This window comes from Nitrosopumilus sp. K4, assembly GCF_018128925.1.
In the GTDB taxonomy this organism is placed as follows: domain Archaea; phylum Thermoproteota; class Nitrososphaeria; order Nitrososphaerales; family Nitrosopumilaceae; genus HKST03.
Map to the genome: position 1 here is coordinate 411007 of NZ_CP067007.1, position 13096 is coordinate 424102.

A 13096-nucleotide genomic window follows, 5' to 3' on the forward strand; every position below is an offset into this window, starting at 1 on the left:
CATGTGGGCAATCCTTTCTATTTTAGTTGAAAATAAACCTGGGATCTTGTTTAAGGTAACCCATCTTTTTAGATCAAGAAATTTCAATATTGATAGCATTTCGGTAGGTGTCACTGAAAACCCTGAATACTCTAGAATGACAATTACCACATATGGTGATGAAAAACAGATTGAACAGATTGTAAAACAACTTGATAAAATGATTGATACTGTAGAGGTCAAAAAATTAGATGAGCACAAAACAGTATATCGAGAACTGAGTATTTTTAAGATTAAACTGAGTAATGCTAATGATAGTATGGAAATTAACAAATTGGCAAATGCATATGGCGCCAAAGTACATGATGTGAAAAAAGACTCTATCATGGTAGAACTTACTGCAACTCCTGATCAAATCAAGGCATTTGAGGAATTAGCTTCCCCCTTTGGAATAATTGATGTTGCAAGAACTGGTGTTGCAGCTTTGCAGAGGAGTGGTGCAGAATGAGAAAGATTAGAATCTTTGACACAACATTAAGAGATGGTGAGCAAACCATTGGTGTTTCTTTATCTCCAGATCAGAAATTATCTATTGCAAAAAAACTTGATGAGTTAGGTGTTGATGCAATCGAAGCTGGTTTTCCAGTAATTTCAGATGGTGAATTCAAATCAGTCAAGATGATTACTAGTGAAGGATTATCTTGTGAAATTGCAGGATTGACACGAACTATCAAAAAAGATATTGATGCTGCAATTGATGCTGGCTTAAATTATATTCATACTTTCATTGCAACATCTGACATTCACTTAGAACACAAACTCCAAATGACACGTGATCAAGCACTTGAAAAAGCAATTGAGGCAGTAGAATATGGCAAATCTCATGGTTTGCAAGTAGAGTTTTCTGCTGAAGATGCTTCAAGAACCGAAAGAGAATTTTTGAAAAAAGTTTTTGGTGAGGTAGCAAAAGCAGGGGCTGATAGAGTAAATATTCCTGATACTGTGGGCTATTCTACTCCTGAATATATGGCAGAAATTACTAGAGATACAGTTGAAGCAACAAATCTTCCAGTAAGTGTTCATTGTCATAATGATTTTGGATTAGCTGTTGCAAATTCATTAGCTGGGATTCATGCTGGTGCATCATGTGCACATGTAACAATAAATGGAATTGGTGAACGTGCAGGAAATGCATCTTTGGAAGAACTTTCCATGGCATTGAAATGTTTGCCTTATGAGCAAAAATACGAAACTAATATCAAATCTGAATTAATTTATGATGTTTCACGATTTATCTCAAAGACTGTGGGTATCATAGTCCAACCAAACAAGGCAATTGTTGGTGCTAATGCTTTTGGTCATGAATCGGGAATTCATACACATGGTGTATTGAGTAATCCTCTAACATACGAACCAATTAGTCCTGAATTGGTTGGAAGAAAAAGATGGCTTCAAGTTGGAAAACATGCCGGTGTTCACGGAATGAATGCCATGCTTGCAGAATATGGAATCAAACCCACTGAAGAACAATCCAAACAAATCTTAGATAAGGTCAAAATAATAGGTGATCAAGGTAAACAACTCACTGATGTAGAGTTGTTATCAATTGCAAGTGACGTAATGGGTGAAAAAGACCTCAAAAGAATTGTTCAATTGACTGGATTTTCAGTTTCAACAGGTATTGGAACGATGCCTTATGCATTTGTCAAATTAAACATTGATGGGCAAGATCATATTGGAACCGATTATGGTGTGGGACCTGTAGATGCAGCACTAAATGCAATACAAAAGATCACTGGAAAGATTTCAGAGATAAGAATCAAAGATTATGGATTAGCTTCTATTTCTGGCGGTTCTTCTGCTTTGTGTGAAGTTACAGTAAAAGTTGAAGATGCACTAGGAAACAAAGTTTCTGCAAAATCTGTAGGTGAGGATATTGTGACTACCTCAGTCAAGGCAGTAATTGATGCTATTAATAGAATCATGCTCAAAAAAATGCTGCAAGAAAAACAGGTAAGCTAAATCCTAAAATCCTCTTATAATGGTGTAATGTCATGTATAAAATCTCATTAATTACTGGTGATGGAATTGGACCTGAATTATCTGACTCAGCAATTTCTGTACTAGATACAATTCATGATAAACTTGGCTTGAAATTTGAAGTTACAAAGTTATCAGCTGGTGATAAGGCACTTAAAGAAACAGGCAAGGCATTGCCTGATGAAACAGTTGATGCTATAAAATCATCTGATGCATGCATGAAGGCCCCTGTTGGTGAATCTGCTGCAGATGTAATTGTTGTTTTACGCAGAATGCTTGATTTGTATGCAAACATCCGACCTGCAAAATCATATCCGCATATGCCTGCATTACGTGATGATATTGATATGGTAATTGTCAGGGAAAACACTGAGGATCTATACGCTGGAAATGAATTCAGTCTTGGCAATTCCTCTGTGGCATTACGAATAATCTCTGAAGCTGCATCTAAAAGAATTGCAAAATATGCTTTTGAGACTGCAATTCAGCGTGATTCAATGAAAAAAGTTACTTGTGTTCACAAATCAAATGTCATGCGTGTAACTGATGGTATGTTTGCCAAAGCATGTACTGATATTTCAAAAGAATTTCCTGACGTGATATTTGAACAAATGTATGTTGATGCATGTGCTATGAATTTGATTAGACAACCAGATCAATTTGATGTTATTGTAACTACCAACCTATTTGGTGATATCTTATCTGATGAATCTTCTCAAGTTGTAGGTGGTTTGGGAATGGCACCAGCTGCGAATATTGGGGATAAATTTGCATTGTTTGAACCCGTACATGGTGCTGCATTTGACATTGCAGGACAAAACATTGCAAACCCTTCGTCGTTCTTACTTTCAATCAAGATGATGCTGGATTGGTTAGGAAAAAAACATGATGATTCGAAATGCTATGATGTTGGGCAAAAATTAGAATCTACCCTATTTGATTTGGTAAAAACAGGTGTTAAAACCAAAGACATTGGCGGTGATAAAACAACTCGTGAGTTCACTCAAGAGATCACTAAGGCCCTTTAATGCTATCTATATATTCTTCATGCATCTTTTTCTGTGTTTTAAAAATCCATGAAAAAATTTCCTGGCTTGGATTCACATTTATTGGTTAAATTTTTTGGTTACCCTGTGAAAGTTTAAAAAAATTGATATTCTGATTTGAATTTTTTCTAACCTTTTCGTTTTTTCACATCTGATGCAGGTGGATTCAGAGACCAGAAGAATAATGCAAGACATACTGGAATCATAATTAGTAATAATGCTACAAGTGAAATTGTGTAAAACATTGGATCTAACCCTGGCAAAAATGGTCCTGGGTATACTGCGTAAAACCACAAAAACCCAACAAAAATGAGCACAAGTTTGTTCTTTTTTATCAGTTGTTTTACTTTCAGTTTTCTCTTATGAATATAGCATTCTTTACATCTTGTTCTGTCATCTACCATACATGATGTGCAACAATCTTTTTCACAAAAATAACAAATTCTGTCCCCAAATGCAGATCCACAAAAATTACATTTGTGCAATAGCAATAGATCTACTCCTTTAGATTTATCTGTTATTTGATTCCCAATTTTTATTAATCAGATTTTATTCCTACATCTAAATGGCAACTTGTTGTATATGTAAGGCAGTTGAGGGCACACTGAAAATTAAAGACGGCAATCCAAAATACAAAGGAAAGCCTATTTGCAAGGAATGTCAGGGCTATAGAAAGTTGCTACGAGAAACAAAATAGCTATTCCTTTGGCTTGTTTTTGGTTGCCCATTCTTCATACATTTTGATTAATTCGTCTACGTCTTTTTCATTTTCTGAATAAGTTACTATTACGCCGAATGTTCCTTTTTTATCATGCCCTCTTGCAAAATACCCCCAATAGGAATCTGGTAGCCTTTGAAAACTATTGGAATCATGTGATACTCCTATCAAATTATTTCCGATAACTTCTACTACTTTTTTTGCATCCTCTTGTTCAATCATTAGATATGGTGAATTGTTTTGGAATAAAAATTTGAGTGACTATGGTTTTAATCTGTCTGGATCCCGTGGATAGAGTACAACCTCTCTTACATTGTCAATTCCAATCAATGTTGTCATTAATCTATCTAATCCCATTCCCCATCCTGAATGTGGTGGCATTCCCCAATCAAATGTTTGGAGGTGATCTGCAAATTGCGCTGGATCTAATCCTTGTTCTTTTAACCTTGCTTTGAGGATTTCAGGGTCATGCAATCTTGTCCCTCCGGAAGATAACTCTAGATATCCAAATTGCAAGTCAAATGAGCGTGATAATTCTGGGTTTTCATCTTTTTCTCTAATGTAAAATGGTTTTAGTTTCATCGGCCAATCAGTCAAAAAGTAAAAACCCGGATGGTTGTTGCCTATTATTCTTAAATGTGAATCAAGCAGGTCATCGCCAAATTCTACTTTCTCCCCTGCATTTTTCAGTTCTTCAATACATTGAGTATATGTGACCCTCTCAAATGGCGATGATGGAATTGTTATTGTGTGACCTATTGTGTCTTGTTCTTTTTTACAATTCTCTGCTACATACTTGTATACTTCCATGACAAGTGACTCTAATACATCCATTACGTCATTATAGTCCATAAATGCTGCCTCTATGTCCACACTGGTAAATTCACTTAGATGTCGTCCCGTATGTGAATTCTCTGCTCGATAAAAATTTGAAATTTCAAATACTCTCTCTAGGCCTATTGTCATTTGCTCTTTGTATAGTTGCGGACTCTGTGCTAGATATGCCGTTTTTCCGAAATATTCAAGTGAAAATAAATTTGCACCCCCTTCACTTGCACTCCCGATAATCTTGGGTGTTGTGATTTCAATAAATTTTTTCTCAGAAAGTGTTTTTCTCAACGATGCTAAGACATGATGTCTAAGCTTGAAAATTGATGCCGTCTTTTGATTTCTCATATCCAGTGCCCTGTGATTTAATCTTGTATCGATATTGCTTTCAACTCTACCAATCGGATCAACAGGTAATGGATGAATTGCTTTACCTAACACTTCGATTTCCTCAGCTTTAATTTCAAAATCAAAATCACGTGCCTTGGTCTCTTGAACAAGTCCTTTTACACTGACCACGCTTTGACGGTTAATTTCACCTAAATTGTCATTTAATTCCCCTTTCACAATGATTTGTGAAATTCCTGAAACATCTCTTAGTGTGATGAATGTCATTTTTCCTAATTTTCTAAGATCTTCTACCCAACCTCCAAGAACAACTTCTTTTCCAATAAGTTCTGAGTTTAATTCAGAAATATCATGAGTTTTAACAAATACCATTTATTTCACGCTCGTTTATCTTCAAATTCTATCTCAATGTCAAGGTTTCGGGCATTTTTAACAATTTGGATAACTTTTTGTGTGTCTATTGGAAATCTTGGTGTCCATTTTCCTGAAACAACAGCTTTTGTTTTCTGAACACCTCCTGGTGCCCAAACTGAATTAATTGATAGTATCTTTGTAGGGAAAAATAGATCTTCTATGAATTTTTTATCATTTTCATCAGCCTCCACCAACCAAATCTTTCCTGAAAATTGCCCTTGAAGTAACCTGTAAAGTGTTCTACTTTGGCGAATTATCATGATGTCGTTTTTTGCAAGAGATAGAACAAAATTTCCTTCTATCTCCTTGCATGAATAAAGGGTAAAACTGTCAATTTCATTGTTTGATTTTGCCAGCTGTGCTAATTTGATTGATGCGTTCACGTCTGCCTTTGTTAGGACACCTGTTTCTACCTTGTTCTCGCATTGAGGGCATAATACTGCATTTTTTGCATCAAAATTGCATATTGGAAGTTTCATTAGATTCGACTTTTTTAATTTCAATCAGAGTTGTTTATATCCCTTAGTGCAAAACAAAAATGCTACCTGCCATCATTAGATACATGGCCTTTTTGACTGTTAAAGATTTGTACGCAGAATATCTTACATCAAAGGGATCGGTCTATGCATTAAACGATATTGATTTTCAAATAGACTCAGGTGAGTCTTTGGGAATAGCAGGTGAAAGTGCTTGTGGAAAAAGCACTTTAGGTCTGTCTATAATGAGGATGCTTTTGGGAGGAAAGGCAAATGGGAAAATAATTTTTGATGGTGATTCTTTATTGGACTTGTCTGAATCTCAATTTGGCAAAGAATATCGCTGGAAGAAAATCTCTATGATTTTTCAAGGAGCTATGAATTCTCTTGATCCTGTATTTTCTATTGATGAGCAATTTCGTGAAGTTCTCAAACAACATAATTTTGAAGGAAATTCTGAAGAGTTAATTTCAGATGCAATAAAATCCGTAAATCTTGATCAAAACATTCTCAAAAAATTTCCCCATGAGCTTAGTGGTGGGATGAAACAAAGAGTGATCATCGCAATGGCCTTGTTGCTAAAACCTAAACTCGTCATAGCCGATGAACCTACAACTGCATTAGATGTGCTGATTCAGGCTCAAATTGTTAACTTGTTAAAAAAACTCAAAAAAGAAGGAATGTCTATCATGTTAATCACTCATGACTTGGCCGTGTTATCTGAAATTGCTGATAAAATTGGAATAATGTACAGTGGTCAAATGGTTGAATTTGGTTCTTCAGAAGAAATTTACAAAAACCCAAAACATCCGTACACAAAAGCATTACTTGAATCAATCCCTCGTCTTAGGGGATCACCTCCAAAATATATCCAAGGAAATCCTCCGTCTCTTTTAGAACCGCCAACGCAATGTAAATTTATTGACAGATGTCCTCTTGCAGTTGAAAAATGCAAACATGTGCCTCCTAAATTTAAAACTAATACTGGATATGTACAGTGTTGGCTATATGATGATGAAAAATAAACTCATTTTGAATTTAGATATTCTTTGTCAATTTTTGTAAGATACACTTCTTGAATCTCAGCAATCTCTCTTTCGGTTGTATTTTTGCAAACAATTTTTGCGTATTTTGTAAGATCTGGATTGATTCCTTTTTTCTCTAATTCTTCTATTTTTTGAAATGATTTTTGCTCAAACTCCATTACATCTCGTAACTCTCTGCTAATTTCCTCAATTTTCATTTTTTTGTATTCTTTAATGGGTCTTTGATTTAACTCATCGATAATATTTTGAATTTGTTTTACTTCTTCCACCAATCATGTTCTGTTTTTGTCATACAAAAAAGTTAGGATTTTTGATTTTCTTTTTTGTGTTCTAATATGTGCTTCAGCCCATCTGTCATGCTAAGTAAGTCAAGATCGATTTCACAGTAAGGACACTTCAATGTGTTCTAAGAGAATTTTTTTACTATTGGTAAACATGAATCAATAATTCTTAGCATTTCTGTTCTGATGACTTTTTTATCAATTGAAATCCAAACCCTGTGGTTTTTTATGGCAAATGAAATTGTCTGAACTTTCTTCCTTTCTTCCCATACAAATTCCACTTCTCCTAAATTCTTGTCAAAAAACGCCTCCATGTCTGTTTTGATAGCAATGTGGGAAAATTGGTATTGAGTGTCCTTGGCATTCAGAAATGGTTTTAGATCCGCCCTTCTTCTATATGCTACTAGATCTCCTCCTTTACCTATTATGCCTACAAATCTAATGTATGGGCTAATTGCTGCAATTGAATCACAAACTGCTTGATAATCTTTTTTTGCCATTTTCTTCTGGTGCTAAAAGATGATATTTTAATGATTGTAGACATGTATGTCTCTAGTTTTAGTTAAATAATGCCTCTCAGCTGTCAAAATTGTGGATTTTACTGACCTATTTCCATTTGCTCCGGAAGTGGGTTATCTGGGATTGGGATTAGTAAATTTCTTTGGATCTCTAGTTCCTTTTGTTCCCTTGCCTGGCTTTCTTTTACTTGCTACTATGTCCGTAGGTGATCAATTTGACATTCATCTGTTGGCTATTGTTTCAGCATTGACTGCAACTGTTGCAAAACAGATAATCTTCTATGTGAGTTATGGCGGTCGTCGTATCATAAACGAAAAGACTAGAAAACGAATGCGTCCTTTTGAAAGACTAGTTAAAAGATATGGTGCAGGTGCAGCGTTTTTTGCAGCAGCAACACCTGTCCCTGATGATTTAGTGTATGTGCCATTGGGTCTTGCAAAATACAATCCAAAAAAATTCTTTATTGCAACTCTTACTGGAAAAATCGTTTTAAGTTACACAATAGTTCTGATCTCTCATCATCTAGGATTATCTTTAGTAGAACCATTTTTAGAAGATGTTGAAGATACTACTCCTGTTTATATTGGAATTATTATATTTGGTGCAATGATGACCTCTGTTGTTATCTTGTTGCTTAGACTTGATTGGCAAAGAATATTGGGCAAATTTGCACCTTGGACTCTTGATGAAAACAATGATGACTAAATTTTGATCTTAAAATTCCATCTCTTTTCAGTTGCTTGTTTTATGCCTATTCTTGGACTGGAAATAATTTTCTTTGATTCTTGAATTCCTTCTGTAATGAACACTTCTGATTTTTTTGTCAAATCTACTCCATATTGATCTTTTGTGATTTGAAATGCCTGTGTAAGTTTTGCAGGACCGTTTGCTAATTTCCTGATGTCTGTAATTTTTCTATTTTTTTCCATAATTTTTATGCCTAGTTCAGGCTTGATAGCTCGAATTAAAACTGCTCCTGCTTCAAATTTTGGGTCTCTTGCAACTACGTTAAAGCAATAATACATTCCATATGTAAAATAGACATATGCTCTACCTACTTGCTCAAACATTGCTCTGTTTCTTTCTGTTTTTCTTCTAAACGCATGGCTTGCAGGATCATCTTTGTGTCTGTATGCTTCAGTTTCTGTAATGATGCCTATGATTTTATGCTCGCCTAGATTCCTAACTATTTTTTTCCCTAACAGTTTCTTTGCAACCGTTACAGTATTTTGCAAATAAAATTCTCTAGGAAGTATATTCAATATCTATTTTTATTTGATTATTGTTTTTTAATTCTTTTATTGTATTGAATAATCTTTCAATATCTGATTTTAATACTTCGATTAATTCCTGATTGTAGATTGTAGCTGCTGGATGGACTGTGAGAAAATACAATTGATTATTCTTTCTAACTATTTTACCTCTAAATTTCGTGATTTCCGAACCTCCTAAAATTGAATTAAATGCTGTATTTCCTAAAATACAAATAATTCTTGGATTGATGATTTCTATCTCTTTTTGAAGATATTCTTTACATGTGTTTCTTTCTAAAACACTTGGAACTCTGTTGTTTGGAGGTCTGCACTTTACAACATTTGTAATGTATACTGAATCTCTTGAAACTCCTATGCTTTCTAATGCCATTGTGAGTCTTTTTCCTGCAACTCCTACAAATGGCTCTCCTCTCTGATCCTCGTTTCTTCCAGGTGCTTCTCCTACAAAAATCACATCTGCTTGAAAATTCCCCTTTCCTGGAACTGATTTTGTCCTTGTTTTACACAGATCACATTTTGTACATTCAATTACTTTTTTTCTGATTGTTTCAATTGTCATCTATCTTACACTCTTTATTGTGGCCCTTCCTCTGATTGAAGGACCTCCATTGCCCATTATCATTGATTGCATTGGATCTCCTTTTCCACAATTTGTAATTGGTCTTATTGTAAAATCATCTCCACACGCATCAATAGAATTGAAAAATTCAGGCGCAGTGCCCATGACTATGACGTCTCTGAGCAACTCCGTTATCTCTCCATTCTCTATTTTTTGAGCATATTGGCATGAAATACTCCAATTATATCGCTTCATGTCTATTGATGGGATTTTCATGTTTGAAACCAGGTATCCGTTTTTTACATCTTTTATCATTTCTTCTTGTTTCCAATTTCCTCCTGCAATACATGTGCATGCCATTCTGATCAACGGCATGAACATAAAGCTAGTTGCCCTCATGTTTCCTGTTGGTTTTGAATCAAAAGTAATTGCTGTCTCTCTGTTTTGCATATGATTTTTCAAAATTCCTTTCTCAATTAGAGTGGTTCTTTGTGATTCTACCCCTTCGTCATCAAAATAATACCATCCTAAACTTTGTTTGATTGTTGGATCATCAAAAACATTTAGCTCCTTTGAACCAACTTTTTCCCCTGTTTTCCCTTTCCACCATGCTCCTCCTGCCCATGCCATTTCTTTACCTAATACTCTATCTGCTTCAGATGGATGTCCTAAAATTTCATGTGTTAACAATGCAACAAAATCTGGATTCATTATTACTCTAGCATTTTCTTCTTTTGTCGGTTTTGCGTCAATTAATTGAGAAGCTTTTTCTGAAATTTTTACTGCGCTATTTACAGCTGTGTTTTTTTCCAAAATCATCTCTAACCCTCCTCTTCCCCCTTCCGTTGTGTTTACTGACTGAGTTATACCTGATTCATGCGATGTTGCAATCATATCTATGACGGTATCTGTGTATTCTTGTAATATTTTGGAACCTTCGCTATTTGCAAAGTATTTTGAAGTTTGGCAAATCCATGGATTAGTGATTGCTTTTATGATTCGTGGTCTTTCTAAAATTATCTTATTGCATTCTATTCCTATTTTGATTAATTCCTCTGTATTTGGATTTTTTAAAACTGGAAAATCTTTTTTTATTTTTCTTGATGGTACTTTGTACAATTTGATTTTTGTTTTTTTTGTATTTGATGAATAGTCTGAATTTTTTAGTGCTTGTATGATTTTTCCCTCGATCTCTTTAAATGATCGTGGATTTGTTATTGAGGCAAATCCCCATGCCCCGTTTTTTAATACTCTGATTCCTATGCCTTTTTCTAATTTTTTCTTGGCATTTTCAATCTCTTTGTTTTCTATTGTTATTGACTCTCTGTTCTGCTCTTCTGCTCTAATGTCTGCGTATTGGGCACCTGAATTAAGTGAAAATGATATTGCTTTATCCGCAAAGTCTTGCAGCGCTGAATTCATACAATTTCAATGTTTTTCATGCTTCGTAAATCTTGTCTTATTGGTTGGATATTGCAGGCATAGTATAGTAATACTCATCTTCAAAATCATAATCCGTGTCTCCTCTCTTTCGTAAATATTCAAAATATGCATTGCAATTTGCATAAAATTCGTCATTTTTTTGATACTTGTGAGCATTCATGTTTTGGGTTGTCAAAAATCCATTTTTCTAATAGGGTGAGGGAAATTAGTTAAGAAAGTGTGTTTTCTTTTAGTAATCTAAATTGGTGACCCCTTGACATCGTAATCTTTAGGCAGACTGAATGAAAACTCTGCCCCTTCATTTATGTTGGTTTTAACTGAAATTTCCCCTCCGTGATTTTCAACAATTCCCTTACAAATTGCCAATCCTAATCCACTACCTCCTTTTTCTCTGGTCAATGATGCATCTACTTGATAGAATTTTTTGAAAAGATCCTTTTGTTTTTCAATTGGAATCCCTACTCCGTTGTCTTTTACCTTTATTCTAATCTTATCTCCAATATCTTCTAAGTTGATTTGGATGATTCCTTTTTTATTTTGAATTGCATTAATGCTGTTTTTGATTAGATTAGATAGTACTTGTTTGATTCTCTCTGGATCATGATTAACTGTAGTATCAAATACATTTGTAATGATTTCTGTATTTGACTCTGCAGCAAAAGGCTTTAGATTTTCAACTGTTTTTAGAATTGTGTCTTTAATGTTGACATGTTCTTTTTTCATTTTTAATTGTCCTAATTCCAATTTTTGTGCATCAAGTAAATCTGATATGATTGATAATAGCGTTTCAGAACTGGATTTTATGATATTGATTCTTTCTTTCTGTTTTTCTGTTAGTTTCCCTAAATGCTCGCTGAGTAAAATGTCTGCATATCCTTGGATTGGCACAAGCGGCGTTTTCAATTCATGAGTAACCATTGCCAAAAACTCATCTTTCGCAATATCATTTTTCCTTGCTTCTTCTTCTTTCTCTTTAATTGTCTTAGACATTATGTTGAATGTGTTGGCTAACTCTCCAATCTCATCTGTGGATTTGACTTTCAACTCCTCTCCATACACACCTTCTTTGATTTTTGATAATCCTCTATTGATTGAATCAAGAGGCGAGATGGATTCTCTGATAATAAACAAAACTATTATGAAAACTACTATGTTGACTCCCAACAACACTTGGAAAATTATTTGGCCTTCTGATCCCTGCTTTACTAATTCACGATTCCATAATTCTAGAACATTGTCAATTTTTAGACCCAGTTCTATCTTTTTAGATTCTAATTCATCTTTGGCTGTATTGAATTCTGGTGATAACAATGCTCTCTCTTCAAGCGTATTGATCCTAATACGCATTGATTCCCATAGTGGATCTATTTTTCTTAATGTTTCTGAATTTACTCTGGGTATTGGTTCTAAATCTTCATGTGTCATTCCGTACATTTCTACGTCTATTCCTTGTGTAGGTACGTTGAGTAATTTCCTTAAACCAATTTCGTATTGTGTTTTTTTAACCTCTAACTCTTTTTGAACGCTCTCACCTTCACCGATACTGATTAGTAAAATCATCTGACCAATTTCTTTTGAGTATTCTGCGAGTTCATTTGCAATTTCTTTATGTCTGTTAAAATCTCTATCTAGTGTTTCAAAATCTCTAATTAATTCATTTGATAATAATACCAAGTCATTATTTTTTTGTAATAAATAATTTACCGAACTCGTTGCATCTGAGTCAAAAACAGGTGTTGTTTCCACCTTTAATGCAGATTCTTTGAAATCATTCCATGCATCTGCCATATTGCTGTGTGCATTTTTCATCGAGTTTGGAATTGGATCAACTTCTAACCCCTTCAGGGTTCCACCTACTCTGAGTATCTCTATTCTTTTCTCTGTATTTTGTATTTCTCTCTCTAGTTTCTGTTTGTCCTCTTCATTTCCATTTGCCACAGATATCGCAAGTGCGGATATGGATTCAGCTGCTACTTTGATGTCTCCTGTTTTTATGACTGCCGTTGACTGTTTGTTGTCTTCTATTTCTCCTTGATATAATAATGCTAGATTGAATATGGCTACTCCTACTAAAATCCCAACTAACAAATAAGACTTGGTGATAATCTTCACACTTTCAAAAACT

16 protein-coding genes are annotated in these 13096 nt (G+C 34.6%); 5 read left to right on the forward strand and 11 right to left on the reverse strand.

The features are described 5' to 3' along the window. Position 1 precedes the first annotated feature (1 nt). From ilvN to NsoK4_RS02385, 3 genes are read left to right on the forward strand one after another with little or no spacing between them, the layout of a single operon-like run. Positions 2-487, forward strand: a complete 486-nt coding sequence (gene ilvN, locus NsoK4_RS02375; RefSeq protein ID WP_211687788.1) for an acetolactate synthase small subunit — start codon at positions 2-4, stop codon at positions 485-487. Next, on the forward strand, positions 484-2001 hold the full coding sequence (locus NsoK4_RS02380; RefSeq protein ID WP_211687789.1) for a 2-isopropylmalate synthase: 1518 nt from the start codon (positions 484-486) through the stop codon (positions 1999-2001). Before ilvN ends, NsoK4_RS02380 begins: the two co-directional genes overlap by 4 nt. Before the next feature lie 32 nt (positions 2002-2033). Further along, positions 2034-3047 carry an isocitrate/isopropylmalate dehydrogenase family protein gene (locus tag NsoK4_RS02385; protein WP_211687790.1) on the forward strand — a complete coding sequence of 338 codons (1014 nt, stop codon included), beginning with the start codon at positions 2034-2036 and terminating at the stop codon, positions 3045-3047. 146 nt (positions 3048-3193) lie between these two features. Here the strand turns inward: NsoK4_RS02385 and NsoK4_RS02390 are convergent, their stop codons facing one another. From NsoK4_RS02390 to NsoK4_RS02405, 4 genes are all read right to left on the reverse strand, one after another. Then, positions 3194-3469, reverse strand: a complete 276-nt coding sequence (locus tag NsoK4_RS02390; RefSeq protein WP_211687791.1) for a hypothetical protein — start codon at positions 3467-3469, stop codon at positions 3194-3196. Between the two features lie 293 nt (positions 3470-3762). Beyond that, positions 3763-4005, reverse strand: coding sequence for a hypothetical protein (locus NsoK4_RS02395; protein ID WP_211687792.1), 243 nt, complete (start codon positions 4003-4005; stop codon positions 3763-3765). Positions 4006-4044: 39 nt separating this feature from the next. After that, entirely contained in the window at positions 4045-5331 is a 1287-nt protein-coding gene (gene aspS / locus NsoK4_RS02400; RefSeq protein ID WP_211687793.1) for an aspartate--tRNA(Asn) ligase, read from the reverse strand. A gap of 5 nt (positions 5332-5336) precedes the next feature. After that, the gene (locus NsoK4_RS02405) at positions 5337-5852 is read right to left on the reverse strand and encodes a transcription elongation factor NusA (protein ID WP_211687794.1); all 516 of its coding nucleotides are present in this window, start codon (positions 5850-5852) and stop codon (positions 5337-5339) included. Between the two features lie 83 nt (positions 5853-5935). Between NsoK4_RS02405 and NsoK4_RS02410 the strand changes: the two genes are divergently transcribed. Beyond that, on the forward strand, positions 5936-6874 hold the full coding sequence (locus NsoK4_RS02410) for an ABC transporter ATP-binding protein (RefSeq protein WP_211688824.1): 939 nt from the start codon (positions 5936-5938) through the stop codon (positions 6872-6874). 2 nt (positions 6875-6876) lie between these two features. On the opposite strand, the gene NsoK4_RS02415 is transcribed toward NsoK4_RS02410, so the two are convergent. Both NsoK4_RS02415 and NsoK4_RS02420 read right to left on the reverse strand, forming a co-directional pair. Then, the gene (locus NsoK4_RS02415) at positions 6877-7164 is read right to left on the reverse strand and encodes a hypothetical protein (protein ID WP_211687795.1); all 288 of its coding nucleotides are present in this window, start codon (positions 7162-7164) and stop codon (positions 6877-6879) included. Between the two features lie 137 nt (positions 7165-7301). Continuing rightward, positions 7302-7676, reverse strand: a complete 375-nt coding sequence (locus NsoK4_RS02420) for a DUF6659 family protein (RefSeq protein WP_211687796.1) — start codon at positions 7674-7676, stop codon at positions 7302-7304. Positions 7677-7767: 91 nt separating this feature from the next. On the opposite strand from NsoK4_RS02420, the gene NsoK4_RS02425 reads away from it, so the two are divergent. Beyond that, a complete protein-coding gene (locus tag NsoK4_RS02425; RefSeq protein WP_211687797.1) occupies positions 7768-8400 on the forward strand; it encodes a DedA family protein in 633 nt (210 codons plus the stop codon). On the opposite strand, the gene NsoK4_RS02430 is transcribed toward NsoK4_RS02425, so the two are convergent. The 5 genes from NsoK4_RS02430 to NsoK4_RS02450 all read right to left on the reverse strand — a co-directional run bounded on the left by NsoK4_RS02430 (position 8397) and on the right by NsoK4_RS02450 (position 13083). Then, complete coding sequence (locus NsoK4_RS02430) at positions 8397-8957, reverse strand: DNA-3-methyladenine glycosylase (RefSeq protein ID WP_211687798.1); 561 nt, start codon at positions 8955-8957, stop codon at positions 8397-8399. The two genes, NsoK4_RS02425 and NsoK4_RS02430, sit on opposite strands and share 4 nt — an antisense overlap. Next, positions 8941-9528 carry a uracil-DNA glycosylase gene (locus NsoK4_RS02435; protein WP_211687799.1) on the reverse strand — a complete coding sequence of 196 codons (588 nt, stop codon included), beginning with the start codon at positions 9526-9528 and terminating at the stop codon, positions 8941-8943. The genes NsoK4_RS02430 and NsoK4_RS02435 overlap by 17 nt, the downstream gene beginning before the upstream one ends. Next, positions 9529-10950 (reverse strand): TldD/PmbA family protein, encoded by a 1422-nt coding sequence (locus tag NsoK4_RS02440; protein WP_211687800.1) that lies wholly within the window; start codon positions 10948-10950, stop codon positions 9529-9531. Positions 10951-10987: 37 nt separating this feature from the next. Further along, entirely contained in the window at positions 10988-11131 is a 144-nt protein-coding gene (locus tag NsoK4_RS02445) for a hypothetical protein (protein WP_211687801.1), read from the reverse strand. Between the two features lie 77 nt (positions 11132-11208). Further along, positions 11209-13083 (reverse strand): cell wall metabolism sensor histidine kinase WalK, encoded by a 1875-nt coding sequence (locus NsoK4_RS02450; RefSeq protein ID WP_211687802.1) that lies wholly within the window; start codon positions 13081-13083, stop codon positions 11209-11211. Positions 13084-13096: the final 13 nt, after the last annotated feature.

Bases quoted from the DNA above. Each gene is read 5' to 3' on its own strand.
- NsoK4_RS02420 (WP_211687796.1), bottom strand. From the start codon at position 7,676: ATGGCAAAAAAAGATTATCAAGCAGTTTGTGATTCAATTGCAGCAATT.
- aspS (WP_211687793.1), bottom strand. From the start codon at position 5,331: ATGGTATTTGTTAAAACTCATGATATTTCTGAATTAAACTCAGAACTT.
- NsoK4_RS02395 (WP_211687792.1), bottom strand. From the start codon at position 4,005: ATGATTGAACAAGAGGATGCAAAAAAAGTAGTAGAAGTTATCGGAAAT.
- NsoK4_RS02390 (WP_211687791.1), bottom strand. From the start codon at position 3,469: ATGGTAGATGACAGAACAAGATGTAAAGAATGCTATATTCATAAGAGA.
- ilvN (WP_211687788.1), top strand. From the start codon at position 2: ATGTGGGCAATCCTTTCTATTTTAGTTGAAAATAAACCTGGGATCTTG.
- NsoK4_RS02405 (WP_211687794.1), bottom strand. From the start codon at position 5,852: ATGAAACTTCCAATATGCAATTTTGATGCAAAAAATGCAGTATTATGC.
- NsoK4_RS02385 (WP_211687790.1), top strand. From the start codon at position 2,034: ATGTATAAAATCTCATTAATTACTGGTGATGGAATTGGACCTGAATTA.
- NsoK4_RS02445 (WP_211687801.1), bottom strand. From the start codon at position 11,131: ATGAATGCTCACAAGTATCAAAAAAATGACGAATTTTATGCAAATTGC.
- NsoK4_RS02435 (WP_211687799.1), bottom strand. From the start codon at position 9,528: ATGACAATTGAAACAATCAGAAAAAAAGTAATTGAATGTACAAAATGT.
- NsoK4_RS02440 (WP_211687800.1), bottom strand. From the start codon at position 10,950: ATGAATTCAGCGCTGCAAGACTTTGCGGATAAAGCAATATCATTTTCA.
- NsoK4_RS02410 (WP_211688824.1), top strand. From the start codon at position 5,936: ATGGCCTTTTTGACTGTTAAAGATTTGTACGCAGAATATCTTACATCA.
- NsoK4_RS02380 (WP_211687789.1), top strand. From the start codon at position 484: ATGAGAAAGATTAGAATCTTTGACACAACATTAAGAGATGGTGAGCAA.